26 protein-coding genes and 1 pseudogene are annotated in these 26452 nt (G+C 71.0%); 14 read left to right on the forward strand and 13 right to left on the reverse strand.

Going from position 1 to position 26452, the window contains the following annotated elements; translation table 11 throughout:
* The first annotated feature begins 125 nt into the window (after positions 1 to 125).
* Positions 126 to 1457 carry a ferric reductase-like transmembrane domain-containing protein gene (locus EDD92_RS37610; RefSeq protein WP_123968427.1) on the forward strand — a complete coding sequence of 444 codons (1332 nt, stop codon included), beginning with the start codon at positions 126 to 128 and terminating at the stop codon, positions 1455 to 1457.
* 44 nt (positions 1458 to 1501) lie between these two features.
* Positions 1502 to 2098, forward strand: a complete 597-nt coding sequence (locus tag EDD92_RS37615) for an FMN-binding protein (RefSeq protein WP_185124247.1) — start codon at positions 1502 to 1504, stop codon at positions 2096 to 2098.
* 126 nt (positions 2099 to 2224) lie between these two features.
* On the opposite strand, the gene EDD92_RS37620 is transcribed toward EDD92_RS37615, so the two are convergent.
* Both EDD92_RS37620 and EDD92_RS37625 read right to left on the reverse strand, forming a co-directional pair.
* Positions 2225 to 2971 (reverse strand): hypothetical protein, encoded by a 747-nt coding sequence (locus EDD92_RS37620; protein ID WP_123968428.1) that lies wholly within the window; start codon positions 2969 to 2971, stop codon positions 2225 to 2227.
* Between the two features lie 81 nt (positions 2972 to 3052).
* Entirely contained in the window at positions 3053 to 3685 is a 633-nt protein-coding gene (locus tag EDD92_RS37625) for an RNA polymerase sigma factor (RefSeq protein ID WP_123968429.1), read from the reverse strand.
* 582 nt (positions 3686 to 4267) lie between these two features.
* On the opposite strand from EDD92_RS37625, the gene EDD92_RS37630 reads away from it, so the two are divergent.
* The 3 genes from EDD92_RS37630 to EDD92_RS37640 all read left to right on the forward strand — a co-directional run bounded on the left by EDD92_RS37630 (position 4268) and on the right by EDD92_RS37640 (position 7918).
* Positions 4268 to 4765, forward strand: coding sequence for a DUF1877 family protein (locus EDD92_RS37630; protein WP_123968430.1), 498 nt, complete (start codon positions 4268 to 4270; stop codon positions 4763 to 4765).
* A 142-nt stretch (positions 4766 to 4907) separates the two neighbouring features.
* On the forward strand, positions 4908 to 5690 hold the full coding sequence (locus EDD92_RS37635; protein WP_123968431.1) for a hypothetical protein: 783 nt from the start codon (positions 4908 to 4910) through the stop codon (positions 5688 to 5690).
* A 14-nt stretch (positions 5691 to 5704) separates the two neighbouring features.
* Positions 5705 to 7918, forward strand: a complete 2214-nt coding sequence (locus EDD92_RS37640; protein WP_260327026.1) for a bifunctional polysaccharide deacetylase/glycosyltransferase family 2 protein — start codon at positions 5705 to 5707, stop codon at positions 7916 to 7918.
* Positions 7919 to 8314: 396 nt separating this feature from the next.
* Here EDD92_RS37640 and EDD92_RS37645 read toward each other — a convergent pair whose 3' ends face one another.
* Positions 8315 to 8698 carry a VOC family protein gene (locus EDD92_RS37645; RefSeq protein ID WP_123968433.1) on the reverse strand — a complete coding sequence of 128 codons (384 nt, stop codon included), beginning with the start codon at positions 8696 to 8698 and terminating at the stop codon, positions 8315 to 8317.
* Positions 8695 to 9474: an ArsR family transcriptional regulator gene (locus EDD92_RS37650; RefSeq protein WP_123968434.1), complete on the reverse strand. Its 780-nt coding sequence runs from the start codon at positions 9472 to 9474 to the stop codon at positions 8695 to 8697. The genes EDD92_RS37645 and EDD92_RS37650 overlap by 4 nt, the downstream gene beginning before the upstream one ends.
* Positions 9475 to 9745: 271 nt before the next feature.
* Between EDD92_RS37650 and EDD92_RS37655 the strand changes: the two genes are divergently transcribed.
* Positions 9746 to 11026 (forward strand): FAD-dependent oxidoreductase, encoded by a 1281-nt coding sequence (locus tag EDD92_RS37655; RefSeq protein WP_123968435.1) that lies wholly within the window; start codon positions 9746 to 9748, stop codon positions 11024 to 11026.
* Positions 11027 to 11093: 67 nt separating this feature from the next.
* Positions 11094 to 11432 carry a PadR family transcriptional regulator gene (locus EDD92_RS37660; protein ID WP_260327028.1) on the forward strand — a complete coding sequence of 113 codons (339 nt, stop codon included), beginning with the start codon at positions 11094 to 11096 and terminating at the stop codon, positions 11430 to 11432.
* A gap of 32 nt (positions 11433 to 11464) precedes the next feature.
* On the opposite strand, the gene EDD92_RS37665 is transcribed toward EDD92_RS37660, so the two are convergent.
* From EDD92_RS37665 to EDD92_RS37675, 3 genes are all read right to left on the reverse strand, one after another.
* Complete coding sequence (locus EDD92_RS37665) at positions 11465 to 12739, reverse strand: APC family permease (RefSeq protein WP_123968436.1); 1275 nt, start codon at positions 12737 to 12739, stop codon at positions 11465 to 11467.
* A gap of 169 nt (positions 12740 to 12908) precedes the next feature.
* Positions 12909 to 13583, reverse strand: coding sequence for a DUF2218 domain-containing protein (locus EDD92_RS37670; RefSeq protein ID WP_123968437.1), 675 nt, complete (start codon positions 13581 to 13583; stop codon positions 12909 to 12911).
* Positions 13584 to 13612: 29 nt separating this feature from the next.
* Entirely contained in the window at positions 13613 to 14131 is a 519-nt protein-coding gene (locus EDD92_RS37675) for a class I SAM-dependent methyltransferase (RefSeq protein WP_123968438.1), read from the reverse strand.
* A 159-nt stretch (positions 14132 to 14290) separates the two neighbouring features.
* On the opposite strand from EDD92_RS37675, the gene EDD92_RS37680 reads away from it, so the two are divergent.
* The gene (locus tag EDD92_RS37680; RefSeq protein ID WP_123968439.1) at positions 14291 to 14866 is read left to right on the forward strand and encodes a TetR/AcrR family transcriptional regulator; all 576 of its coding nucleotides are present in this window, start codon (positions 14291 to 14293) and stop codon (positions 14864 to 14866) included.
* A gap of 61 nt (positions 14867 to 14927) precedes the next feature.
* On the opposite strand, the gene EDD92_RS37685 is transcribed toward EDD92_RS37680, so the two are convergent.
* The 4 genes and pseudogenes from EDD92_RS37685 to EDD92_RS37700 all read right to left on the reverse strand — a co-directional run bounded on the left by EDD92_RS37685 (position 14928) and on the right by EDD92_RS37700 (position 17606).
* Positions 14928 to 15584, reverse strand: a complete 657-nt coding sequence (locus tag EDD92_RS37685; RefSeq protein ID WP_123968440.1) for a DUF305 domain-containing protein — start codon at positions 15582 to 15584, stop codon at positions 14928 to 14930.
* Positions 15585 to 15667: 83 nt separating this feature from the next.
* Positions 15668 to 16066 carry a DUF6153 family protein gene (locus EDD92_RS37690; RefSeq protein ID WP_123968441.1) on the reverse strand — a complete coding sequence of 133 codons (399 nt, stop codon included), beginning with the start codon at positions 16064 to 16066 and terminating at the stop codon, positions 15668 to 15670.
* A 119-nt stretch (positions 16067 to 16185) separates the two neighbouring features.
* Positions 16186 to 16803: pseudogene (locus tag EDD92_RS37695) on the reverse strand (MFS transporter); the annotation flags it as partial.
* Between the two features lie 92 nt (positions 16804 to 16895).
* Positions 16896 to 17606, reverse strand: coding sequence for a TetR/AcrR family transcriptional regulator (locus EDD92_RS37700; RefSeq protein WP_123968442.1), 711 nt, complete (start codon positions 17604 to 17606; stop codon positions 16896 to 16898).
* A 58-nt stretch (positions 17607 to 17664) separates the two neighbouring features.
* On the opposite strand from EDD92_RS37700, the gene EDD92_RS37705 reads away from it, so the two are divergent.
* The 4 genes from EDD92_RS37705 to EDD92_RS37725 all read left to right on the forward strand — a co-directional run bounded on the left by EDD92_RS37705 (position 17665) and on the right by EDD92_RS37725 (position 21473).
* Positions 17665 to 18177, forward strand: coding sequence for a cupin domain-containing protein (locus tag EDD92_RS37705; RefSeq protein WP_123968443.1), 513 nt, complete (start codon positions 17665 to 17667; stop codon positions 18175 to 18177).
* Between the two features lie 414 nt (positions 18178 to 18591).
* Positions 18592 to 19902: a 4-carboxymuconolactone decarboxylase gene (pcaC, locus tag EDD92_RS37715; RefSeq protein WP_123968444.1), complete on the forward strand. Its 1311-nt coding sequence runs from the start codon at positions 18592 to 18594 to the stop codon at positions 19900 to 19902.
* A gap of 93 nt (positions 19903 to 19995) precedes the next feature.
* Entirely contained in the window at positions 19996 to 20631 is a 636-nt protein-coding gene (locus EDD92_RS37720; RefSeq protein ID WP_123968445.1) for an MBL fold metallo-hydrolase, read from the forward strand.
* 62 nt (positions 20632 to 20693) lie between these two features.
* Complete coding sequence (locus tag EDD92_RS37725; RefSeq protein ID WP_123968446.1) at positions 20694 to 21473, forward strand: exodeoxyribonuclease III; 780 nt, start codon at positions 20694 to 20696, stop codon at positions 21471 to 21473.
* 106 nt (positions 21474 to 21579) lie between these two features.
* On the opposite strand, the gene EDD92_RS37730 is transcribed toward EDD92_RS37725, so the two are convergent.
* The gene (locus EDD92_RS37730; protein WP_260327029.1) at positions 21580 to 23346 is read right to left on the reverse strand and encodes an SGNH/GDSL hydrolase family protein; all 1767 of its coding nucleotides are present in this window, start codon (positions 23344 to 23346) and stop codon (positions 21580 to 21582) included.
* Positions 23347 to 23512: 166 nt separating this feature from the next.
* Between EDD92_RS37730 and EDD92_RS37735 the strand changes: the two genes are divergently transcribed.
* Entirely contained in the window at positions 23513 to 23920 is a 408-nt protein-coding gene (locus EDD92_RS37735; protein ID WP_123968447.1) for a DUF6278 family protein, read from the forward strand.
* A 130-nt stretch (positions 23921 to 24050) separates the two neighbouring features.
* Complete coding sequence (locus EDD92_RS37740; protein ID WP_123968448.1) at positions 24051 to 24794, forward strand: amino acid ABC transporter ATP-binding protein; 744 nt, start codon at positions 24051 to 24053, stop codon at positions 24792 to 24794.
* 36 nt (positions 24795 to 24830) lie between these two features.
* Here EDD92_RS37740 and EDD92_RS37745 read toward each other — a convergent pair whose 3' ends face one another.
* Positions 24831 to 26396 carry a CocE/NonD family hydrolase gene (locus EDD92_RS37745; protein ID WP_123968449.1) on the reverse strand — a complete coding sequence of 522 codons (1566 nt, stop codon included), beginning with the start codon at positions 26394 to 26396 and terminating at the stop codon, positions 24831 to 24833.
* Positions 26397 to 26452 lie beyond the last annotated feature (56 nt).

The following is a 26452-nucleotide window of genomic DNA, read 5'->3' on the forward strand; positions in this document are numbered from 1 at the left end:
ACCCTGTCTTCGCCGACTGTTTTCAGCCACTCGACCGGTGTACGGTGCCGGGGCACCGAAGTCGGCGAAGGAAGAACAGCCTTGTGACGGCGATCCAGCACAGCCGGGCAGGAAGACGGCAGGCCATGCGCCGGATCCGGCCCCGGCGGTCTCCCGCGGCACCGCTGCTGGTGCTCGGCTGGACGGGTGCGGCCGCCGTGCTGTGGTTGTGGTGGCACAACACCCCCGCCGTCGCCGCGACCACCGCCGACCGGCTGGTCAACGCCGGCCGGATCACCGGACTGCTGGCCGGCTATGTGATCGCTCTGGTGATCGCCCAGATGGCGCGCGTCCCGGCCCTCGAGCGTCGGGTCGGGTCCGACCGCGTGGTGCGCTGGCACGCGAGAAGCGGCCGCTACGCGCTGACCCTGACCCTCGCCCACGTCGTGCTGATCCTGTACGGATACGCGCTGCAGGCGAACACGGGCGTCGTGGCGCAGACGGTCTCCGTCGTCACCGACTACCCGAGGATGATCGAAGCGGCCGTCGGCACGCTGCTGCTGTTCTTCGCCGGCTTCGTGTCCGCAGGTGCCGTACGGCGCCGTATGCGCTACGAGTTCTGGTACTACCTGCACCTGCTCACGTACGCGGCGGTCTACCTCGCCTTCTGGCACCAACTCGCCACGGGCAACGAGTTCGCCGGCCACCCCGCAGCCCGTACGGCCTGGTACGCCCTGTACATCACGGTCGGCGCCCTCCTGCTGTGGTACCGCGTGTTCACCCCGGTGCGGCTCAACCTCCGGCACCGCATGCGGGTCGAGTCGGTGGTGCAGGAGGCGCCGGGGGTGGTCTCCGTGCTGATCCGGGGCCGGCGGCTGCACCGGTTGGGCGCCGAGGCGGGGCAGTTCTTCCGCTGGCGGTTTCTCACCAAGGGGCTGCGGTGGAGCGCCAACCCGTACTCGCTGTCCGCGCCGCCCCGCCCCGACCTGCTGCGGATCACGGTCAAGGCCGTCGGCGGACACAGCGCGGCGCTGGCCGGGCTGCGGCCCGGCACGCGCGTGTGGGCGGAAGGCCCGTACGGGGCGATGACCGCCGGCCGCCGCAGCCGAGGCAAGGTACTGCTGCTCGCGGGCGGGGCAGGCATCACGCCGCTTCGAGCCCTGTTCGAGACGCTCCCTGGCGCACCTGGAGACCTGACGCTGCTCTACCGGGCACGCACGGCCGAGGAGCTGGCGCTGCGGGACGAGCTGGAGGAGATCGCCGACGAACGCGACGCCCAGCTGCTGTACGCGGTCAACAGCCCGGACGGGCGACGACCCGCGATCACCGCCAAGATGCTGCGCAGGATCCTGCCGGACATCGCGCGTCACGATGTGTACCTGTGCGGGCCGCCCGGGCTTGCCGAGGAGTCGTACGCCGCCCTCCGCGAGGCCGGCGTTCCGCACCGCCGCATCCACCACGAGTCCTTCGAGTTCTGAGGCGCTGCTGTGACGCCCCGTACTCCTGATGCGCTGGAACTCCCATGAGGAAAAGGCACCCGTTCCGCCATGCGCTGCTGGCCACCGCCGGCACCGTCTCCGGCATCGTGCTGCTGCTCGCGCTCAAGCCGACCACGGACCCGGCACTGGCCAAGGCCGACACTCCCACGCCGACGATCACAGCGCAGGCGTCCGCGTCCACCTCCCCGTCCGCGACCTCGCACTCCCCATCCGCATCGGCCTCGCCGTCGAAGACACCCGAGAAGAAGCGCACCGCTTCTTCCCCGAGCGTGTCGCGGTCGGCCGCCCCCACAAGAACCAGCAGTGCCCCCTCCGCGCCGAAGACCACCTCTGCCGCACCCACCAGCCGCAGCGTGACCGGGGCCACGGCCCAGACGAAGTACGGTCCGGTCCAGGTGCGGATCACCCTCACGGGCAGCAGGATCACCGGGGCGGCCGCCGTGCAGTCTCCCGACGAGACGGCGCGGAGCAAGGACATCAACTCGACGGCCGTCCCCAAGCTCAACCAGGAGACGCTGCAAGTGCAGAGCGCGCACATCGACACGGTGTCCGGCGCCACATACACCAGCGCGGGCTACAAGCAGTCCCTGCAGAGTGCCCTGGACCAGGCCGGCGTCTGAATACCCCAACCTGAGGCAGGTACCCCTACAACCACCGTCGCCGGGCCACCCCCGGCCCAGGAGGCAAGGTGCCGGGCGGAGGCGAACCGGGTGTGTTCCTCGGGCCCCTGCCTGCCCGAGCGGGGGCTACCTGCCCTTGCCGTTGTCCTGGCCGGCGTTCGCCTGGCCGTTTCCGAACGTGCCGTTGCCGGAGGTGCCGTCGGAGTCCGCGGCAGCCTTGCTGGACTTGCCCGCGGTCGACCTGCTCGGTGTTGCCGTCGAGGCGGCCAGCTGCTCGGAGCAGTAGGCGTCGACCTTGTCCTCGCTCCCGGCGGCCGCGACGAGTTGCTGCCAGGCTGTCGCGTCGAGCGCCTTTCCGTGGCCCTGGACCTGCTCGTAGGCGCGGCAGTGGGCTTCGGTGTCCTGGGCAGGGTCGGGTCCGTCCGCCGACCGTGCGCTGCCGGCGGACGGCGACGAGCCCGCGCCGCCCGGCCGGTCCGGGGCGACCGCCGAGGGGTGCGTGGTGACCGGGCCGCCGTCGGTGGAGGAGCCGGCGGAACCGATGGCCGCGACCGCCCCACCACCCAGGGCGAGACAGGCGAACGCCACGCCGCACGTCAGCTTCAGAGGGCGTCCGGCCCGCCGCTGCGCCGCCGGTCGCCAGTCGTCCCGGCGCCGGGTGCGCGCCGGGTGCGCGCCCGCGGCGTGGGCGGCCCGGAAGGCGGCCACGGCCTGCTGCTCGGCCCCGGGCGCGAGATCGGCGGCGCGTATCGCGGCGGCAAGGACCGATTCCAGCGCGTCCGTGTCACGCACGCCCGTACGGCCGGACAGGACACCACCGGACTGCACATGCTGACGGCCCGGTACTCCCTCGCCGCTCAGCCGCTCACCCATGCCCTTTTCCGTTCTTGTCCGACCGTTTGGTTCGGTGTGCTGGATCTGATGACTTTCCGTCGATAAGTGCACAACCGTCGTTCATTTCGACTCCCCCAGCGTGCGGGGAGTCTCATCCGTCACACCCGTCTCCGCCTCGCCGCCGATGCCCAGCTGAGAGGCGAGGCGTTTCAGGCCCCGGTGGGCGGCCGAGCGCACCGCTCCCGGGCGCTTGCCCAGGACTCGTGCGGCGGCGGGACTGTCCAGGCCGACGACGACCCGCAGGAGCACGGCCTCGGCCTGGTCCCGCGGCAGGCCACGGACCAGTTCCAGGGCCCACTCGGTGGAGAGGGACTCCAGGGCCTGCTCGTGGGTGTTGTGCGGGCCGGCCAGGTGCAGCACATCCTGGTCGGTCCCGCCTGCCTGGGGACGCACGCGCCGGCGGCGCAGATGGTCCAGTGCCCGGTGCCGGGCGATGGTCGCGGTCCAACCGCGGAAGCCGGGCCCGTCGCCCTTGAAACGTCTGATGTCGCGGGCTATCTCCAGCCAGGCGTCGGATGCCACGTCCTCCGCGTCGTCGCCGACGATGCCATGGAGGTAGCCGAGCAGGCGCGGCTGCACGATCCGGTAGGCGACCGCGAAGGCGGCCTCGTCGCCGTCCTGGGCCCGCGCGACCGCCGCGCCCAGTTCCCCGTCGTACGCCTGTACGCGCCGGGGTTGCCGTACCTGGCCCAAGATTGCCCTCGTTCGCGCCGATCACAGCTGAGTCCACACCGTCCGTCGTGCTCCGGTCGCGTCGACGGCCCCATGGTGACCAGCGTGTGTTCTCACAGAAGTGTCACAACGTCCCACGAGCCCTTCACTCTGCCGCCTGTGCCCGGCCACTGGATTCGGTGTGCGGTGCGGGATCGGGGCCCGACCGGCACTGTCCGGGCCGGGTGACGTTTCCCGAAGGCCGCGCGCTGGAGGAGTAGGCCGGGCTCGGTACCGCCATGGGCGGAGGCGACCGTCCCCCGACGCCGGCGCCGCAGCCCGCCCCGGGCCCCTCTCCGTGCCGTTCGTGTCTCCCCCCGTGAGCGGTACGGAGAGGTCGGGGCTGCAAGGGTCCCGGTCGGCGCACAGGATTCCGGCTGCCCCGTGTGCCTGTCGGACCGGCCGCAGAGGGTCGCACGCGGGTCACGGCCCCCACCGCGCCGCGGCCGCCCCGCTCGGGCGGGCTCCTCCGGGCACGGTGGGACGGGCGAGGTCAGCGCCCGATCTGTCCACCGGCCCGCCCGGCCGCGTGATGCTTCGGCGCCCCGTTGCGCTACACCTGGCATGAGTGCGTACCTCTGTCTGCGAGCGGTGCCGGCCCCGGCGCTGCGCAACAGTCCGGCCTGGCTGGAACGGCTGTTCGCAAGCGGCCCGGAGACCCTCCGGCACCGGGTCGGCGTGAACTGCGAGGAGGTGCTGGACAGGCGTTGCCTGGACCAGGAGCACCTCTACGCCGACGCTCTTCCGCACGGTCCCGGGGACCGGCCCCAGGCCCAGGTGGTCCTCGGCGGCCGGCCCGTGTTCCGTGCCGACCGGCACAAGCCGCCGCTGCTGGTGCTGACGGCGGCCCAGGCCCGTCGGGTGGCGGGGTTCCTGGCGACGGCCGACTTCGACGCGCTGTGGGAAGCCGCCCGGGAGGCCCTGCTGCCCCGCTACGGGGGTGTGACCGCGGAGCCCGAGACGTGGTGTGCGTTCGCCGCGGCCCACCAGGAACTGAGGGCGTTCTACACGCACACGGCGGACCGCGGAGACGCGGTGGTGAAGTGGCGGTCCGAGGTGTGAGGGCGGCTGTCCGAAGAGGTGAATGTGGTGATCCGAAGGGGATTGCGTGACTGCCTGAGGTGGGAGGTGTAACAGTTTCGGCCCGCCGCGCTCTTTCCATGCGGACGACCGTGTCGGTCAGCCAGGACAGGGGGCACGACTCGTGCAGTGGACGGACAAGAGCGGTGGAGCATACGGCGAGGATCCGTACGGCGGTGCCGGGGACGCGTATGCCTACGGTCACGAGGCCGGTGGTGGCATCACCACCGACACGGCCACGTTCTCTTGGGACCCCGCACACCTCGCCCGGTGGACGCCCCCGGCAGGTGATTTCGCCGCCATGGAGCCGGAGCCCTGGATCACCGGCATGCCGCATCCAGGAACCGGGCAGGACCCCCTCGCCACGACGGAGTGGAACTCTCCATACGGTGACGTCATCACCGTTCTGCCCCCGGACCTGGAGCCGTCCGGCCGTCCCGTGCCCGACCGGGACACGCCGGAGAACGATCCGGCGCGCCCCGTCTTCGTGGATGCCTCGGGCCGCCGCCAGCGCCGGGTACGACGCACCGCACGGCTGCTGCTGATCCCCACCGGCGGCTATGTCGCCCTGCTGATCAGCACGATGCTGGGCGGCCCCACGATCAGCGCCCCGTTCGTCCCGTCACCGGACACCCCGCACCCGACCACGCCCAGCGCGACCGCCCCCGACTCCCCGTCCGGTGCCGGCCCCGCGGCAAAGGACGCGACCTCCGGCGCGGCGGACGGGAACTCCCGTGCCGCGGCCGGGCAGTCGACCGCCTCCTCGGCCACGTCCGAGCCCACCGCGACGCCGACCGGCACCACCTCCCCGACCGCCGACGCCACCGCCGGTCCCACCGCGGCCCCGACCGTCGCGCACGCCACCAAGGGGCACGGCATCGCCTCGTCCCACAGACCCGCGAAGTGATCCAAGGCCCTGACGTGACCGATCGCCGACACCGCGCCGCCCCGCCCCGCACGCGCGGCCGTACCCGCCAGGTCACCCCCCGTACCCACTGGCTGCTGCTGTGCGTGCTCGTGGTGACCCTGGCGGCGGCTCTCCTGCTTCAGGGCTACACGCACCACATGTTCCGGATCACCTCGGACGACGTGACCGGCCCCCGTGGCCGTGACCAGGCGGTGCCCAGCCGGGTGACCCAGGGCGGCCCCGTGATCGCGAACGCCGCCACGTCCCCGCACACCGCCCGCCCGAAGGGCCGTACCATCGCCCTCACCTTCGACGACGGCCCCGACCCCGTCTGGACACCGCGCATCCTCGACGTGCTGCGCCGCAACCATGTGCAGGCGACCTTCTTCGTCGTGGGCACCGAGGTCGTGGCCCACCCCGAACTGGTCCGCCGGATCGTCGCCGACGGCCACCAGATCGGCATCCACACCTTCACCCACCCCGACCTGGCCCGCCTCGCCCCGTGGCAGCGTTCCCTCGAACTGCGCGAGACCCAGCTCGCCGTGACCGGCGCGACCGGGGTCACCACCGCACTGCTCAGACCGCCCTACTCCTCCGGGAACGACGCGCTGGACGACGCCGACTGGTCCGTCCTGAAACAGGCCGACGCGGACGGGTACGTCACGGTGCTCTCCACCCAGGACGCGCAGGACTGGCAGCGCCCCGGTACGGATCGCGTCCTGGCGAACGCGACACCGCGCGGCCACGCCGGGCAGATCCTGCTGATGCACGACGGCGGCGGCGACCGCTCCCAGACCGTTGCCGCGCTGAGCACGCTGATCCCCCGGCTCAAGGCACAGGGCTTCCGGTTCGCCACGGTCGGTGCCGCGGTCGGCATGGCCGGCCCCGTCCAGCGCGCCGGGCTGAGCGACCGTCTGCAGGGAATGGCCCTTATCGGGCTGTTGCGGGCCGGCGACCAAACCGTGTGGCTGCTGGGCGTGCTGATGTACGTGGCCGGAGCGGTCAGCGTGCTGCGCGCGGCGGTCGTGCTGTTCGCGGCGCGCCGGCACCGGCGGCAGCGGAAGAGGCGCCGGGGCAGGACCTGGGGGCCCGCGGTGACCGAACGGGTCAGCGTCATCGTCCCCGCGTACAACGAGAGCGCCGGCATCGAGGCGGCCGTACGGTCCCTGGTCGCCTCGGACCATCCGGTCGAGATCATCGTGGTGGACGACGGCTCCACCGACGGCACCGCCGACCTGGTGGAATCCCTCCGCCTGCCCGGGGTGCGGGTGATCCGGCAGCGGAACGCAGGCAAGCCGGCCGCACTCAACACCGGTCTCGCGGCTGCCGGCTGCGACCTGGTGGTCATGGTCGACGGCGACACGGTCTTCGAACCCGACGCTGTCCGCACCATCGTGCAGCCCTTCGCCGACCCCCGGGTCGGCGCCGTCTCCGGCAACGCGAAGGTCGTCAACCGCGGTGGCCTCCTCGGCCGTTGGCAGCACATCGAGTACGTGGTCGGCTTCAACCTCGACCGCCGCCTGTTCGACCTCGCCGAGTGCATGCCGACCGTGCCCGGCGCGGTCGGCGCCTTCCGCCGCCGGGCGCTGCTCGCCCTCGGCGGCGTCAGCGACGTCACCCTCGCCGAGGACACCGACCTCACCATGGCGCTGTGCCGGGCCGGCTGGCGCGTGGTGTACGAGGAGCGCGCGGTGGCCTGGACCGAGGCGCCCGCGTCCCTGAGCGCCCTGTGGCGGCAGCGATACCGCTGGTGCTACGGCACCCTGCAGGCGATGTGGAAGCACCGCGCCGCACTCACGCAGCGCGGCGCCGCGGGCAAACTCGGCCGCCGGGGTCTGGGCTACCTCCTCCTCTTCCAGGTCCTGCTGCCCCTGCTCGCGCCCGTCGTCGACGTCTTCGCCCTCTACGGCCTGGTCTTCCTCGACCCGCTCCGGGTCACGGCCCTGTGGCTCGCCTTCCTGCTCCTGCAACTCCTGATGGGCCTGTACGCGTTTCGCCTGGACGGAGAACGCCCGGGCCCGCTGTGGAGCCTGCCGCTGCAGCAATTCGTCTACCGGCAGTTGATGTACCTGGTGGTCATCCAGTCCGTCTTCACCGCGGTGGCGGGCTCACGGCTGCGGTGGCAGCGCATGGAGCGTTACGGCAGCCTGCGGGCACCGGTCGGCGCGGAGACACCCGGCGACGACGTTCCTCCGCAGGTCCCGGCGGCTTCGACACCGCAGGTGTGACGAGGTCTCACCGACGTCTGGTACGTGGCCCGGCACGGGACGGGGCGATGTCCGCGCTGCCGGTGCTGCTGGGCTTCCATCGCGGCCGCGATGGTTCCGGCGACCTTGTGGACCCGGTACCTCCGTCGGGGCCCCCTTGACCCCCGCGACAGCACCACCGCAGCGCAATGGCCGTCGGCTTGGCTTCCACAAAGCCCAGGTCCGGGACGACGGCTGCGCGGAAGGAACGCCCGACAGGAGCGAGACGAGCCACGAGGCAGGGCTGGGCGGGTCGGCGACATACAGGCGACGCTGACGCGGTAGCCCGCCGCGGGCGGCGAGCACACAGCCCTCGGCATCGGTCATGTCGTTCGATGGCGAGGCGAGAGGGCTCGCCAGGACCGGTTTGATTGCGGCCTAGGCGCGGGCGGGCTGGAACAGTTCGATGAGGTTGCCGGCAGGGTCGGCGATGAGGACCTGGCGTCCACCTGGGCCGGAGACGACGTCGCTGCGGAAGGTCAGTCCGGCGGCGCGCAGTTGGTCGATGGTGCTGTCGAGGTTGTCGACGATCAGATGGATGCGGTTGCGGCCCGCGGTGGCGGCGTCGCCAGGGGTGGCCCGGGCGCCGGAGCTGGCCGCGCCGGAGAGCAGCAGCCGCAGCGGCCCGCGCGTGACGTCGGCGAAGGCGGGTGCTGCGCTGGTGCGCAGCGTGAAGCCGAGGTGGGTCGTGTAGAAGTCGATGGCGGCTTGGACGTCGTCAACGATGTAGCGGACACTGGCGAGTTGGTCGGTGGTCGTCACGGCTGGGCCTCCTGTGTCTGGGCGAGGATGGGCAGCAGGTAACGGATGCGGGTGTCGATGTCGGCCGCTGTGCGCTGGAAGGCGGGGTAGCCCGCCCGGTCGGTGTCGCCGGCGGTGGCCGGGTCGGGGACGCTCCAGTGCACTCGGCGCGGGCGTTCCGGAAACTCCGGGCAGACCTCCCGGACCTTGTCGCACAGGCTGATCACGTGGTCGAACCGGTGCCTGATCACCGTGTTCAGATGTCGCGGTCGCCGGTCGGCGATGTCGATGCCGAAGTCGTCGCGCAGTACACGTACGGCGTTGGGGTGCAGACGGGATTTCGGGTGACTGCCGGCGCTGATGACCTCGACGAAACCGGCGGCACGGTGGCCCAGCAGGGCTTCGGCGATCGGTGAGCGGGCGCTGTTGCCGGTGCACAGAAACAGCACGGAGGGACGGCGCGAAGGCTCGGTGGCGAGCCCTGGTGGTGGCACCGTTCCCGTGCGCAGTCTCGGGTGCAGGGCGGCGCCGGTGTCGGAGAGCGCTTGCGCGCAGCGCTCCAGATCCAGGTGGTAGTAGCTGTCCCGGCCGTCGTAGCTGCTGCGGGTCGCGGTGACCAGCCCGCTGTTGCGCAGCAGTCGTAGGTGGTAGGAGACCAGGTTCTGCGGCTCGCCGACGAGTGTCACGAGTTCGCGTACCCGGTAGTCGCTGTCGGCGAGTGCGGTCAGCAGGCGCCAGCGCACCGGGTGAGCGGCCAGGTGCACGAACTGCGGGGCGGCTTGGCCGGAAGGCGCCATGGCGCCCATAATACATCAAATGGCATTGATGGAATCTTGGGCGTGACGCCCGCCCCTGGGCCTGCTGGGGTCTCGGAGGATCGGCGGGCAATCCGTGGTCTACGGTTCGACCACGTTTTGGACAACGTGCGGCGATATCGTCGACCGATACCGGGCGGTACGTCACACTGAGTCGCGGAGGGGGGACAGGCGCGGCGGCGGTATGCCGACGTGCCATCCCGAAGTTCGCGCTGCTTTGGGGAAGGTGGCGTCGGGACCAGCGGGGGGATGGATGACGCAGTCGCTTCCGGGGCAACGCCCTGCCCGCGAGCGGGTGTTCACCGGGCGCGGAGGTCTTCCGGTCGTCATCGTGGGCGCGGGTCCGTACGGGCTGTCGGTGGCCGCGCATCTGCGGGCCGAGGGGGTGCCGGTCCGTATCTTCGGTGACGCGATGGGCAGTTGGCGTCATGCCATGGCCACCGGGATGTTCCTGAAATCGACCCCGGACGCCACCGATCTCTCGGCGCCCGGGCCGGGTGGGCGGCTGGCGGACTTCCGCAGCCTGCACGGTGAGCCGGAGCTGACCGAGCTGACGCCGATTCCCTGTGATGTGTTCGTGCGCTACGGGCTGTGGTTCCAGAAGCAGTACGTCGGCGAAGTGGACCCGGCCCGGGTGGTCGGCGTCGACCGTGCTTCGCCGGGCTCGGGCTTCAGCGTCCGCCTGGACGACGGGCAGGAGATCGCGGCGGCAGCCGTGGTGGTGGCCACCGGTCTCAACGGTCTCGCCCACATCCCCGCGGAGCTGCGGCGACTTGCCCCGGAAGGGCCGGGGAACGGTGCCCTGGTGTCCCACACCAGCCACCACACCGACCTGTCGCCCTACGCCGGTCAACGTGTCGCCGTGATCGGGGGCGGCCAGTCGGCCCTGGAGAGTGCCGCCCTGCTGCACGAGGCCGGTGCCGAGGCGCAGGTCCTGGTCCGGGAGCCGCGCGTGCTGTGGGGGATGAGGCCCGACCTGGCCCGCCCCTGGACCCAGCGGGTGACCAAACCTGCCTCGCCGCTCGGTACGGGCTGGATTCTGGCTGCGGTCTGCAGGGCGCCGGGAGGAGTACGGCGGATGCCTGCGGCTGCACGCCTGCTTTTGTTCCGCCGGGCGTTGGGGCCGTCGGGCGGATGGTGGCTGCGGGACCGTGTCGAGGGCATCGTGCCGGTCCGAACGTCCTGCCATGTCACACGGGCCGAAGCGGATCAGGCGGGGGTGCGCCTGGAACTGTCCGGGCCCGGTGGGCCGGAGGCCATGACCGTCGATCACGTGTTGGCGGCGACCGGCTACCGGCTCGACCTGGACGCGGTGCCGTTCCTGTCGCCCACGGTCCGCGGCGCCGTGGCGTGCGTGCGCGGTTCGAGGGCACCGCACCTGTCGGCGAGCCTTGAGTCCTCGGTACCCGGCCTGTACTTCACCGGGTCACTCGCCGCCCCGATGTTCGGCCCGATGATGCGGTTCGTGGCCGGCACCGAGTTCGCCGCCACGCGCATCGCCCGTCACGTCTCCCGGAGGGCCACAGTCGGCTGAGGGCGGTCCGGACTCCCGTCTGCCACTGCCCTGCTGCCCCGTAGGATCGATTGCCGATATCGGTGTCGTGACCGCCTGTCGGGGCGTGGAGGTGGCCGGAGTGCGGGAGTTCCAACGCGGCGCGGTGCGGCTGCACATCCTGCATCACGCGGCCCAAGGCGAGATCCACGGTGCCTGGATGACCGAAGAACTCGCCCACCACGGCTACGACATCAGCCCCGGCACGCTGTATCCGACCTTGCATCGGCTGGAAGCCGAAGGTCTCCTCACCTCGGAACAGCGCCTCGTGGACGGTCGAACCCGCCGTATCTACACGGCCACCGAAGTCGGCAGGCAGGCCCTGGCCGAGGACCGTAGGGCACTCGCCGAACTGGCCCGCGAGGTCCTGGGCGACGACGCTTCCTGACCAGGGGCGAACAGCGTGGGCGAGTCGCGGTTCTACGACTCCCCGCGCGCGGTGATGCCACGGCGCACCCCATAGGCAGCAGCCCCGAGGAGCAGGACGGCCGCGCCCCAGGCCACGGACGAGGCGGGCAGGGTGAAGGCGAGCAGAAGGCAGCCGGCCAGTCCCACGACGGGGACGAGGCGCGGCGGTCGGTTCTCCTCCTCGGTCAGCGTCCAGGCGGAGGCGTTGGCCACGGCGTAGTAGGCGAGCACGCCGAAGGAGGAGAAGCCGATGGCGCCGCGTACGTCAGTGGTGGCGGCGAGGATCGCCACGACGGTGCCGACCAGGAGTTCGGCGCGGTGCGGGACCTTGAAACGGGGATGCACGGCGGACAGGGCATGGGGCAGATGACGGTCCCGGGACATGGCCAGCGCGGTGCGTGAGACGCCGAGGATCAGGGCGAGAAGTGACCCGAGTGCGGCCACTGCCGCGCCCACACGCACCACTGGAACCAGTCCCGGAACCCCGGCCTGCCGCACTGCCTCGGCCAGCGGTGCGTTCTCACCGGCCAGTCCGCCGGGGCCCAGGATGGTCAGTACGGACACCGCCACCGCCGCGTACACGACGAGGGTGATGCCCAGGGCAAGGGGAATCGCCCGCGGAATGGTCCGCGCGGGATCGCGTACCTCCTCGCCCAGGGTGGCGATCCGTGCGTACCCGGCGAAGGCGAAGAACAACAGACCGGCCGCCTGCAGCACCCCGCTGACGGAGGCGTCCGAGCCGATGGCCAGCCGTCCCGACCCAGCGTCGGCGGAGGTCAGGCACGCGACCACGACCGCCGCGAGCACCGCAAGGACCACGGCGACGATCGCCCGCGTCAGCCACGCCGCCTTCTGCACACCCACGTAATTGACCGCGGTCAGGGCCACGACAGCGGCCACCGCAACGGCATGGGCCTGCTCCGGCAACACATAGGAACCCACGGTCAGTGCCATCGCCGCACACGACGCGGTCTTGCCCACCACGAATCCCCAGCCGGCGAGGTATCCCCAGAACTCGCCCAGCCGCTCGCGGCCGTACACATACGTCCCCCCGGACTGCGGATATCGGGCCGCCAGCCGCGCCGAGGACGTGGCGTTGCAGTACGCCACCGCAGACGCGATCGCCAACCCCACCAGCAGCCCCGAGCCCGCCGCACGCGCCGCCGGTGCCAGGGCAGCGAAGATCCCCGCCCCGATCATGGATCCGAGCCCGATGACGACAGCGTCGAAGACACCCAGCCGCCGCTCCAACACAGCCGTCGTGCCGTCCTGCGACGCCTGGTCCATGGTGCACCCGCCCCTCTATCGCTCACCGATATCGGGTGACGATATATAGCGGGGATGAACGTCAGGTAGCGCTGACGGGACCCGGCTCACGTGAACCGGGCGCCGTCAGGACCGCAAGGCGGTTGCGATGGATCCTCCTCCAGGCAGGCCGATACATCCCGTCGGTTCATCAGGCCGCTGAACCGCTGTCCGACCTGCCGCGCCTACGGCGGTGCGCGCGACGGCCCCAGACCGACAGGACCGTGACCTTCAGGACGACCGCTGCAAGGACACCCCAGGCGGCCCAGCCCGTCCACCGCGGCGCGGAGAGCAGCGCATCGGCAGCGCCCAGATGGATGGCGACGACAAGGATCGCGAGGGTTGCGATCCCCGCCCAGGTGAGGTGCCTGCGGCGTGCCGGGATCGGGTGCTGGGCCGAGCGCACGGTGGCGGTCTCTTCCGTCGGCCGGGCAGCAGGCGTCGTCTCCAGCCGACGCCACTCCACCCGCAGATCTTCCCGCCTGCCGAACCGGCCGATGTGCGCGGCCAGGAGCTCCTGGAGTTGCCGCAGTCCCTCTTCGTTGTCGGCCTCGGCGCGCAGGACAAGCGCGTCCGTTTCGGCGTCCATCGTGCAGCGGCCCCAGGGCAGGCGGAGCACGCCATGGGCGTCGGAATACTCGACGTGGATCTGGTCCGGCTGAATGCCGGGGGGCATGTGGGTCTCGGCCGATGCCGTCACATCACCGCCGTGGTGAGGCCGCGGACGGTGGCCGAGGTGGCGGCCCTTGTTGGCGAAGTGCTTGCCCAGCTGGACCAGGTACCGGCTGGGACGGGCGGTGTGTATGCGGGCTTCTGTCGTCGGCATGGCAATCCTCGGGGGTGGCGGGTCGGCGGTCAGGTTCTGGTCAGGGCGACGAGCCATGCCTCGACATGACCGGGGTCGCCGATGAGGTGGATGGCGGACGGCTCGACGGAGTCGATCCGCCAGCCGTCGGAGAACGCCGCCTCGACATCGCTCCGGCTCGCCCGGTGCACCGTGCCCCAGTCGCCGCGCTCCCGGTCGCTGATGCAGAGCAGGAAACAGCGCCTACCCGACCGCAGTACGGTCCGCAGGCCGGCGACGTACGCGGTGCGGACCTCGCCGCCGAGGACGTGGAAGAGGCCGCAGTCCAGGGCCGTGTCGAACTGCTCGCTGAAGGTGGCCAGTTCACGGGCGTCGTACCGCAGGAATCGAGCGGTCCGTCCGCGTACCCGGGCCTTGTCCTCGGCGGTTCGCAGGGCGCGGGAGGCCAGGTCGATGCCCGTGGCGTCGAGGCCGAGGCCCGCGGCCATGAGGGTGTGCTCGCCGGTGCCGCAGCCCGCATCCAGTACCCGGCCGCGGATGGCGCCGGCCTCGGCGTGGGCCGGCTGCACCGGGACGGTGCGGTGAGACGGACATGGCGTCCTCCCTGCGCGGGGGTCGGCCGGACCTCACGCGAGTCCGGATCCGTAGGCTGTCGTCAGGGTTATCGATACACGGTGTCTCTGTCAATCCAAGGTGTATCCAATGCGGTCACCTCGTACACTGCACGTGTGCCGAAGCTGTGGAACGAGACGATCGAGGAGCACCGCCGCGCGGTGCGGGAGACAGTGCTCGAGGTCACCGCGGCCCTGGTGGCCGAGCACGGGCTGCGCGGGGTGACGATGTCCCGGATCGCCGAGGGGACCGGGATCGGGCGGGCGACGCTGTACAAGTACTTCCCGGACGTCGAATCGATCATGACGGCGTGGCACGAGCGGCAGATCGCGGGCCATCTGCAGGAGCTCGTCGCCTTGCGCGAGCGTCCCGGCAGCTTCGGCGAGCGGCTGACGGCGGTGCTCGACGCCTACGGCCTCATCCAGCAGCGGCGCCACGGCCACGACGCGGAGATCGGTGCGGCCCTGCACCGCGGCGACCACGTGGCCCATGCCGAGCAGCATCTGCTCCGTTTCATCGGTGACCTGCTCGCCGAGGGAGTGGAGGCGGGTGAGGTGCGGGACGACGTGGCCACCGACGAGTTGGCGGCCTACTGCCTGCACGCGCTCGCCGCGGCGGGCGGACTGCGGTCCGAGGACGCGGTACGCAGGCTTGTCCGGGTCGCGGTGGACGGTCTGCGCCCCTCCGGCTGAGGGTCCCGGTTCTGTGAAGGGGGCCGGGGGCGGTGTGGCCACCGGCCCCCGGCTGCAGGTGTCAGCTCTTGCCGAGCATCTTGTTCATCTCGGTGATCTCTGCGGTCTGCGTGCTGATGATGCCGTCGGCCATTCCCGTGGCGGGGCCGTACTTGCCCTTGCCCTTCTCCGTGGTGGCCATCTGCACGGCGCCCTTGTGGTGCTCGACCATCATGGTCAGGAACATGGTGTCGAACTCCTTGCCGGACATCTTCTTCAGCTCGGCCATGTGCGCGCTGCCCATCATGCCAGGCATGTTGGCCATGCCCGAGCCGCTGGAGTCGTCCATGCCGGGCATGGAGCTCATGGAACCGTCCGAGGACGGGACGTCCTTGCCCCAGGACTTCAGCCAGCCCGTCATGGTGTTGATCTCCGGGTCCTGCGCCTTCTCGATGCGCGAGGCGAGGGCCTTGACCTGTGCGGAGGAGGCACGGTCGGCGGCGAGTCCGGCCATCTGCACGGCCTGCTGGTGGTGCGGGATCATGCCCTGCGCGAAGGCGATGTCCTGGGCGTTGTGGGCGCCGGCGGTGTCGCTCGCGGACGACGAGTTGCTGTGGCCCTCGTTGGCGCTGCCGCTGTTGTCACTGCCTCCGCCGCAGGCGGCGAGGACGAGCGAGGCGGTGGCGGTGGCCACGATGAGGGCGGCACGGCGGGTGAGGTGGTGAGGGGTGGTGGACATGCTTGAACTCCTGCTGTGCGGAAGTGGGGATCAGGGCGTGCGAGGCCGTCGCGCCGGTTCGTGGCGCGGTGCCGGAAGTGCCTCTAGATCCGCAGGAGTTGGAGTTCGGCAAGGGATGGAGGTGCGCGGGCACCGTCCGGAGCCGCAGCCACGTACGAGTACGCCGCCTCGGCCGCGGCGGGAAAGGCTGCCGGATCGGCCGTGAGGGCAGGCAGTCGCGGCCCTTCGCTCACGGCGGCCGACGCGCAGACCGTGTCCGCGTGCTGGGCGAGGCAGCCGCCGCACTGCCCGTCGATGCAGTCACCGTCCCCGTTCATGGTCTCGGCGACTGCCATGGGGCGGGTGTGGCCATCGCCCGGGGTGAGGCCGCCGGGTGCCAGGGCGTGCATGCCCAGCAGCCCCACGAGCAGCAGCCCGAGCACCAGCAGGGCTCGCCACCGCCGCAGCGGTGGTCGCGCGGGCTGCTGCTCGGAACTGGTCATCGGGCTCATCCTGGGCGGGGGGACAGGTGGGCGGGCTTGTGGTGCCCGTGATTCATACGGGTCTGGTCTTCCTCGCGTTCAGAAAGGCGCCCGCGGGACAACCTGATGGCCTTTCGGACCTACGTTGCCACGAGCTCGGACCGGGGGGCGGTGAGGTGTCCGCGCCGGGCGAGCGCGGCGACGGAGGCCGCGCAGGCCAGTCCGGTGGCGGTCGGCGCCGCCCAGGTCAGCCAGAGGGCATCGTGTCGCAGCGCGAAGTCCCACAGGGCGCCGTTGACGAGGTTGCCCAGGGCGATGCCCGCGCCGGAGACGGTGTTGTAGAGGCCGTAGTGCGTGGCGACGAGGCGAGTGCCGGACAGGGCGACGACGGTGGCCATCTCCAGCGGGTAGACCACGGCGGACCCCGCCGCGAGCAGGACCACCGCCACGACCAGAGAGGCGAGCACCACGAGAGACGAGCCGTGGGAGGTGACGGCGAGCGGCAGGAACGCAGGTCCCATGACGGCCAGTCCCCGCACCAGCGCCTGTTCGGGCCGCCGGCGCGCCTTCGCCCAGCGGGTGAGGCGCAGTTGCCCCGCGACGGTGACCGCGGCCGAGACCACGAAGAGCCCACTGGTCACCGTCGAGCCGCTCGCCCCGAGGGCGTTCGCCGCGGCGAGGGGCAGGGCGAGATACACCTGGAAGGCCAGCACGTACGAGCCGATCATCGCCACGGCGAAGAACAGGAAGGGCCGGGATCATGCCGTCCAGCTCTTTCGGGCGGACGTTCGCCTTGGGGGTGCTGCCGCAGCCGGTCCCGCGCTGTGGTGATTGGGGTGAGGTCACGGCTCTACGAGTCGTCTTCGCACCGTACCGCGTCGCCGGAGGCGGGCCCGCTGGCGTCGAGGCCGAGGCCGTGGTGCATCTGGTCGGCGATCCAGGCGGCGTACTCCCGCTCGCTCCAGCCGCATGCCCGGACCAGGGACCGGTAGTGGGAAGGATCGTTGAACATCCACACGACGTCCACGGCCCGCTCGTGGTCGAGGCCGTGCGGCAAGGCGCCAAGTGCCTCGACGCGGTCGATCACCATGGTGGCTCCAGCGCGTCGGTTGCGCTGCATCGTGCCCCACAGTTCAGCCAGCTCGGGGCCTTGATCCGCGGCCCGGCGCACCACCTCGAAGATCTCTGCGGCGCGCTCGCCGATGATGCGGCAGACCTCGGCGTAGGCGTCCAGGACCGCCTGTGGGGTCTGCGCTTGGCGCACGGGCCGGAACCAGGGGCGCTCGGCCACCGGCACCGGCTCGTCGTCGCCCGCCAGTGCCTGGTCCACCACTTCGCGAAGCAGCGCGGCCTTGGAGCCGAACGCGGAGAACACGGTCGGCCGCGCCACGGCGGCCTCCCTGGCGATGTCGGCGAGGGAAGCGGCCGCGTAGCCGCGGACGACGAAGAGCCGGTTCGCTGCCGCGACGATCGCCTGGCGGGTCTGCCGGGCCTGTTGGTCGCGCAGCGGCGAGTCGTATCGGCGCCGCCCACGGTCGGCCGGACTGCTCTTGACGCCCATAACCCGACATACTAGCGTCATATTAACCAGACGTTGTCTCTCCAAATGGGAGGCGGCCATGCCGTCCGACAACCGTCCCTACATCCTGGGGAGTGCCGAGGGGCAGGCTCTGTGGTTCCTGGGCAACCTCGTCACCGTCAAGGCCGCGGGAGCGCAGACCCGGGGCCGGCTCACCGTGGCGGAGTTCCTCAACCCGGTCGGCTTCGCCCCGCCGCTGCACCGGCACCTCGAAGAGGACGAGATGTTCTACATCCTGTCCGGCACGGCCCGCTTTCTGTGTGACGGCGAGGAACTCACAGCCCGCCCAGGGGACTTCGTACTGCTGCCGGTCGGCCTGCCCCACACGTTCGTCGTCGGCTCCGAGGAACCACTGCGCTGCCTGCAGATCACCACGCCGTCCGGCTTCGAGGATTTCGCCACGGATGTCGGGGCCCCGGCCCGCGAGCACCGGCTCCCCGATCCGGGGCCGTTCGACCCGGCGGCCCTCGGCCATGCCGCCGCACGCCACCACATCGAGATCCTCGGCCCGCCGCCGAGCACCCTGGAGTCTCCACGCTCTGTAGGACAGTGAGTAATCCTGCCCGATCCGATTCAAGAAGCTCCCACCGAACGCGAAGGGGCAGATCCGATGCCGGTTCGTGGTCGGCGCAGCATCGCTGACCGTCGCCACGAAGGGACGTTCGTACCGCCAAATAACCGTGGATGAAATGGGCCGTTCAGGCCGGGCGGGTCCGGGGCGGTAAGGCCGGTACCCCGCTCTCCCTGACCAGCGTGGACATGACCCTGCTCGACTGAACACCACCGACCCCGGCTGCTGCATCGCCGCTATGAACCGAGCGGTTACGCGTCGATTGGTGACCACCAAGAAGTGGTACGTGAAGCCGAGCGCGGAGGATCTTCGCGGAGCCGCCACAGTGTGGGACGGCTTGCATGGGGTTGCGACCCCCACGCGTGAGAAAACGTGAGATGTGAGAGCGTGCAGGGCGTGAGTGAGACACCGACGAACCCCCTGCAATACCGCTTTGACGGGCCAGAAGACGCTCCGGTCCTGATCTTGGGTCCCTCACTGGGTACCACATGGCACATGTGGGACCGCCAGGTGCCCGAGCTGGCGAAGCAGTGGCGCGTCTTCCGCTTCGACCTGCCGGGGCACGGCGGCGCGCCCGCCCACCCGGTGGGCTCGGTGGGTGAACTCGCCTCCCGGCTGCTGGCCACGCTCGACGCGCTCGGCGTGCAGCGCTTCGGCTACGCGGGCTGTGCATTCGGCGGTGCGATCGGTCTCGAGCTGGCCCTGCGCCACCCCGAGCGGCTCGCCTCGCTCGCGGTGATCGCCGCCTCGCCCCGCTTCGGCACGGCCGACGAGTTCCGGCAGCGCGGGGTGATAGTCCGCACGAACGGGCTCGACCCGATAGCCCGTACCTCGCCCGACCGCTGGTTCACCGGCGGGTTCGCCGCCGCGCAACCCGCGATCACCGACTGGGCCGTGCAGATGGTCCGCACCACCGACCCCGGCTGCTACATCGCCGCCTGCGAGGCCCTGGCCGCGTTCGACGTACGGCCCGAACTCGGCCGCGTCGGCGTGCCCACCCTCGTCCTCGTCGGCTCGGAGGACAAGGTCACCGGCCCCGCTGAGGCCCGCACCCTGGTCGCCGGCATACCCGACGCGCGCCTGGCCGTCGTCCCCGGGGCCTCCCACCTGGTGCCGGTCGAGCAGCCCGCCGCCGTCACCGACCTGCTGGTCCGGCACTTCTCCACCGCCTGGCAGCCCGGCTACGTCGAGTCGTCCACGGGCCAGATCGCCATCCCGGCGGCCCCCGTCAAGCCCGTGATCGCACCGTCCCCGCAGCCCCATCAGCCCGCGCCGATCGCCGAGATAGCCCCGGCCGCCGTCGTACCCCCACCGGTGAACGGACGTCCCGACCCCTACGACGCGGGCCTCAAGGTGCGCCGCGAGGTGCTCGGCGACGCGCACGTCGACCGCGCGCTGGCGCAGGCGGACGAGTTCTCCGGGGACTTCCAGGAGTTCATCACCCGGTATGCGTGGGGTGAGATCTGGGACCGTCCCGGTCTCGACCGGCGTGCCCGCAGCTGCGTGACGCTGGCCACCCTGGTCGCGGGCGGCCACCTGGAGGAACTCGCCTTCCACACCCGCGCCGCCCTGCGCAACGGCCTCACGCCGAGCGAGATCAAGGAAGTACTGATGCAGGCGGCCGTCTACTGCGGCGTGCCGGCGGCGAACAGCGCGTTCAAGGTGGCCCAGCAGGTCATAAGAGAGGAAACGACCCCCACCGAGTGAGCACCTGGCGATCATCCACTGATCGTCAGCCGGGCAGCGAAAGCACCAGTCTCAGCCGCCCGAGCCTCCCGCGAACGGGGCAGGATGGTGGCCATGAAGCTCACGAAGAAGTCGCACGCCTGCGTCCGTCTCGAGAAGGACGGGCGCACGCTCGTCCTCGACCCCGGCGGGTTCAGCGAGCAGGACGCCGCGATCGGCGCGGATGCGATCCTCGTCACGCACGAGCACCCCGACCACTTCGACGAGGGCCGGCTGCGGGCGGCCATGGAGGCCGACCCGGCCACCGAGATCTGGACCCTCGCCTCCGTCGCGGAGCAGATCTCCGCCGCCTTCCCGGGCCGCGTGCACACCGTCGGCCACGGTGACACGTTCACCGCCGCGGGCTTCGACATCCAGGTCCACGGCGAGTTGCATGCCGTCATCCACCCGGACATCCCGCGCATCACGAACGTCGGCTACCTCGTCGACGGCGGCAAGGTCTTCCATCCCGGCGACGCCCTCACCGTCCCCGACCACCCGGTCGAGACGCTGATGCTCCCGGTGCAGGCGCCCTGGAGCAAGATCTCCGAGGTCATCGACTACGTCCGCGAGGTCAAGCCGCAGCGCGCCTACGACATCCACGACGCCCTCCTCACCGACCTGGCCCGCCCCGTCTACGACCGCCAGATCGGCGGGCTCGGCGGCTCGGAGCACCTGCGGCTGACTCCGGGGGACTCGGCGGAGGTCTGAGGACGGGATGCCCGGCGGGCGGGCCGGCCGCGTTGTCAGACCGGCCCGGTAGGTTGTGAGGCATGCGCATTGCGACCTGGAACGTGAACTCGATCACCGCCCGCCTGCCGAGGCTCCTGGCCTGGCTGGAGAGCAGCGGCACGGACGTGCTCTGCCTCCAGGAGGCCAAGCTGGCCGAGGAGCAGTTCCCGTTCGACCAACTGCGCGACCTCGGCTACGAGGCAGCGGTGAACGCGACCGGCCGGTGGAACGGCGTGGCGGTGCTCTCCCGCGTCGGCCTCAAGGAAGTGGTCAAGGGCCTGCCCGGCGACCCCGGCTACGACGGCGCCCCGGAACCCCGCGCCATCTCGGCGACCTGCGGCCCGGTCCGCGTCTGGTCGGTCTACGTGCCGAACGGCCGCGAGGTGGACCACCCCCACTACGCCTACAAGCTCCAGTGGTTCGAGGCCCTCAAGGCCGCAGTCGCCGGCGACGCGGGCGGCAGCCGCCCCTTCGCCGTGCTCGGCGACTACAACGTGGCCCCGACGGACGACGACGTCTACGACGTGGCCGCCTTCGAGGGCCTCACCCACGTCACCCCCGCCGAGCGCGCGGCCCTGGCGTCCCTGCGCGAGGCCGGCCTCTCGGACGTGGTCCCACGCCCCCTCAAGTACGAGCACCCGTTCACCTACTGGGACTACCGCCAGCTCTGCTTCCCCAAGAACCGCGGCATGCGCATCGACCTGGTCTACGGCAACGCCCCGTTCGCCAAGGCGGTCACGGACGCCTACGTGGACCGCGAGGAACGCAAGGGCAAGGGCGCATCGGACCATGCACCGGTGGTGGTCGACCTGGAGGTGTAGAGCGTCGCAGGCGGGCAGGGCCGGCTCAGCATGTTCAGCCCGTCCGGCGTTTGAGGACGAGGCCGTTCAGGCCGAAGCGGGGTCTGGGGGCGCAGCCCCCAGGCGCTCACGGCACCAACGCACGCAGATCCACCGAGCGGGCCATCGCGGCGAGCCCCGCATCCCCCGGATGCAGATGATCCCCACTGTCGTACGCAGACAGCATCCGAGCGGGCCGCCGCGGATCCCGCACCGCCACGTCGAAGTCGAGCACGGCATCGAACACCCCGGAGCCCCGGATCCACGCGTTCACCGCGGAGCGCTCCGCTTCGACGGCAGCCGTGCACCGCGCCTGGCCCCCGCAGGGCAGGATCGTGGCCGCCAGCATCCGCAGGCCCCGCGCATGCCCCCGGTCCGCGATCTCCTGCAGCCCCGCGACGATCTGCTGCGCCGTGGTCTGCCCCCGCAGGTCGTTCACGCCCTCGAAGACGACCGCCGTGCGCACCGAGGTCTGGCCGAGGACGTCACGGTCGAACCGGTTCAGGGCGCTGACCCCGGCCATGTCCGTGGAGACCCCGTCACCGGGATACCGGTCGGTGACCACACGGTTCCCGGAGATCCCCTGGTTGAGCACCCCGTAGCGCGGGACCACATGCTGCCTCAGCAGCCGTCCGGCCAGCACGTCGGGCCACCGCCGGTTCGCGCCCGTCGTGGACTTGTCCCCGTCGGTGATCGAGTCCCCGAGCAGCACCACCGACCCCGGCCCACCGCCCACATCCACCCCCGTCAGCAGCGGCCACCTGGTCAGGGTCGTGGTGTACGCCGCCCCGGAGCCCTCCGCCGTATGGTCGCCCGCCGTGCTCACATACGACCGCTGCACCGCCAGCTGGTGCACGGGCGCAGCCGCCACCGGCCCGGGCAGATGGAAACTGACCAGCAGATTCGCGTCCGAAGGCACCACGAAGCCGAGCGGATCGCTGAACGCCTGAGCCCCGGCCGGGATCTCGACCCCCGCCGTGCCCCGGAACGACAGCGGCACCGGCACTCCCCGCGCCGTAGCCCCCTCCTGCTGCACGGCCACCGTCGCGGCACCGATCCGTACCGGCGCCGCCGCGAAGGTGTTGTCGAACCGCAGCCGTACCCGCGGCCCGCCCACCGACGTGTGCACCACCAGCCGTACCGTCCGGTCACTCCACGGCCCCACGGCCCGGACACCGGAGGTCGCCGCCGCCCAACTGCCGGTCCAGCCCCCGCCCGAGGCCCGCACGGCCAGTGCGAAGACATGCAGACCGGCGGCGCGCGGCAGCTGCACGGAGGCGACCTGGAGTCCCCGGACCAGCGGCACGGTCACCACGTACAGCCGTGCCTGCTCGGTGAGTTGACCGCCGGGTGTGTTGATGTGCGGCAGTGCCACCGCCTTCGTGGCGAGCGGGCCGGCGCGCCAGTCGGGAGCGGTCAGTGCGTACGAGGAGCGGGTGCCGTCCCGGTACGAGACCGAGCCCGTGCCGCTTGCGCCGGCCCCGCCCGTGCCCGCCACCAGGAAGGCGAGCGCGTCGCCGCGTCCGCCGAGGCGCACGGACTGTCCGTCGGCGAGTACGTTGTCCGGCTCGCCCGGCAGCCGCCGCGGCCAGGTCAGCCGGGCTCCCTGCACGGTGAGCGCGCGGCCGGGCGTCCAGCCCGCGGCCTGCAGGTCCTGTGCCGACAGGGAACCGCCGTAGCCGTCGAGGTTCGCCAGGCCCGAACGGGTGTTGTCGCTGACCGCGACGCTGTCGAAGAGCCGCTCCAGCGGCTGTGGTTGTGTCCTCTCGTCGGCAGCAGCCCGTGCCGACACGGCCGGCGCCAGGAAGGCGAACGAGACGATGGCAACCGCGAATCCCCGCACATGTCGACGCACGGCCGACTCCTCCCGCTCACCGGTGGGACGAAAGACGCATCGCGAAGCTAGAGAGACGTGAGGGACCCGTCAACGAGCCATGCACGGAGTCGACGCGAAATCGCCCCGAAGTGAGCGCCCGCGCGCCTGTGGTGCGCACGCCGGTACGAATGACACGCTGGGGGGTATGAAGATCCCTTTTCTGGGCCACCGGCATGAGAAGCCCGGCATCCCCGACCCGGAGGGCATCGCCGAACTCCTCTCCGAGTGCGAACTCCTCCGCTCGCAGGCGTCCCAGGAGGGCGTCCAACTCGACGATTCCGCAGCCTCGTTGGAGGCGCTCGACCAGCTGCTGCCGCGCTGGCGGGACGACCCCGAGGTGCTGCACTGGCTCGGCAACGACGCGGGCCTCTATCTGGGCACCGTCATCGTGCGTACCGTGCCCGGCGCCGCCTGGAAGATCTGGCCGGACGGCCAGCCCGTCGTACGGCTCGCCTCGGGCCGTGAGTTCGACGTCGTGACCTCCGGGCACGAGTGGGCGTCCAGCGGGGTTCCCGAGCTCTCGCAGCTGTACGGCGAGGTCGCGGAGACATGAGTGGAGCGACCGACCTAAGATCGACGTAAATACGGCTTATGCCCGAAAAGTGCGTGTCGTGACGTAAGTCAACTCCCGTCCGGATAGTTTGCGGCAACCACGACACAGCTGAGAGTGAGTAGGGCTGCGAATGGCCGTCGATCCGCTGATCGAGCTGCATGACGTCAACAAGTACTACGGGGAGTTGCATGTCCTGCAGGACATCGACCTCACCGTCGGCAAGGGGGAGGTGGTCGTGGTCATCGGCCCGTCCGGGTCGGGAAAGTCGACACTGTGCAGGACGATCAACCGGCTGGAGACCGTCCAGTCCGGCACGATCCTGCTCGACGGGCAGCCGCTGCCCGAAGAGGGCAAGGCCCTCGCGCGGCTCCGCGCGGACGTCGGCATGGTCTTCCAGTCGTTCAACCTGTTCGCCCACAAGACCGTTCTGCAGAACGTCTCGCTGGGGCAGATCAAGGTCCGCGGGCGCAAGAAGGAAGAAGCCGACAGGCGCTCCCGCCGGCTCCTCGACCGCGTCGGACTTGCCGACCAGGCGCCCAAGTTCCCTGCTCAGCTCTCCGGCGGCCAGCAGCAGCGCGTGGCCATCGCCCGCGCCCTCGCCATGGAGCCCAAGGCGCTCCTGTTCGACGAGCCCACCTCAGCGCTCGACCCCGAGATGATCAACGAGGTCCTCGAGGTCATGCGGCAGCTGGCCCGCGACGGCATGACGATGGTCGTCGTCACCCACGAGATGGGCTTCGCCCGCTCTGCCGCCAACCGCGTCGTGTTCATGTCCGACGGCCGCATCATCGAGGACCGCGCCCCCGAGGAGTTCTTCACCAACCCCAGCAGCGAGCGCGCCAAGGACTTCCTGTCCAAGATCCTCAAGCACTGAGCGACAGAGCCATGCCCGGCCGGCGGCAGCCGGAGATCACTGCTTGCGCAGCGGAATCGACACGTACGACGGGTCGTTCGCCGGCGAGGAGAAGGTCAGCTGAGCGCCGGACGGGTTGTGCTCGATGTAGAGCGGGTCGACCGTGTCGACGACCAGGGCCAGCCGGTGCCCTGCCGGGACGTCGTAGGCCGTGGAGAACAGATCCAGGTCGAGACCGAACGGCTCTCCGGGCGTGCGCCCGTGGAAGGTGTACGGCGCGTTGCTGACCAGCTTGCCGAGGCCGAGCGGCCCCACGTCGTAGAGATAGGCGACGAGGGTGCCGCTCTCCTTGGTCGGGGTGACCGTGGTGTGCAACTCGGCCGTACCGCGGATCTGCTGGGCGGCGGCGTACTTCTCCGACTGCCATACGGCGGCCCAGCGGCGGGGGAGCAGCGGGATCGAGGCCATCGGGGGCAGCTGGGCGACCTGGTCGAGGATGCTCGACAGGAAGACGATCCCGCCGTCCGCCCCGGAGTCCACGTTCGTGTGGATCGTGGTCGTGCCGGCGAGGGCGATCTTCCGGTCGGTCGCGGCCACCGACTTCCAGTCCGGGTAGCCCTCGTAGCCGCCCGCGGAGCGGGACTTGAGCTGCACCGGCTCCTCGCGGTTGATGCCGTTGTCCTCGCCCTTGAGGTAATGGCCGAACCAGCGCTCGGTGTCGGTCCACACGTCGTTGGGCAGTCCGAACAGCCCGGTCAGCTCGGCGGTCGCGTGGTCGCCGGGGCGGAACTCGAGCCGCTTCGGGCCGGTCAGCTTCTCGTAGAAGTCCGCGTACTGGTTGGGCGAGAAGACCGTGTCGCCCCAGGCGTTGGCCATCATGACCGCGGCGCCGTTCTTGTTCAGTTGATCCACGTATGTTGCGGCCGAACGTTTCTTCCCCCAATTGATCATGTCCTGTTCCTTGGACAGGTTGGAGGCGTAGAAGTCGTCGAAGATCTGCCGGATTTCGGGGCTCTGGCGGCCGGTGACCAGGCTTGCGCCGTCGAGCAGGGCCGCGGCCTGGACATGCTGGGTGCGGCCGGAGTAGATCGAGTCGATCAGGTCGGCCCAGCCGCTGAGGGAGGCGACCGCCTTGATCCGCTTGTCGTGCGCGGCGGCGATCAGGCTGATGCCGGCGCCGTACGAGACGCCCGCCATGCCGATGTGGCCCGAGTCCGCCGGGGTGTTGGCGAGCGCCCAGTCGATGACCTTGGACGCGTCGGCTATGTCCGGGGGTCCCGCCACTTCTATCTCCCCGCCGGACTGCCAGAAGCCCCGTACGTTGTAACTGACCACGATGTAGCCGGAGTCGGCGAGCTTCTGGGCCTGGGCGAGGTACTCCACCTGGGGCAGGCCCCAGCTCGTGGGGAGCACGAGCAGCGGGTAGCGGTGCGCGCCGTCGGCGCCCGCGGGCATGACGACGTTCGCCTTGAGGACGGTGCCGCCGTCGCCGGTGATGTCGACGAAGCGGACGGCGTCCGCCGCCTGTGCGGCGGGGGCGAGCCCGAGGGCGCCACCGGCGATCAGCGTCGCGGAGACGGCGCCCACGGCGGTCGTGCGCAGGGCCTTGCGATGGGTTCCCACGGGTCACTCCTCACTCGTGTCAGTGCAAAGTGACCAGACGGTAACCTCGCTCCTTT

This window comes from Streptomyces sp. TLI_185, from assembly GCF_003814765.1.
Taxonomy (GTDB): domain Bacteria; phylum Actinomycetota; class Actinomycetes; order Streptomycetales; family Streptomycetaceae; genus Streptomyces.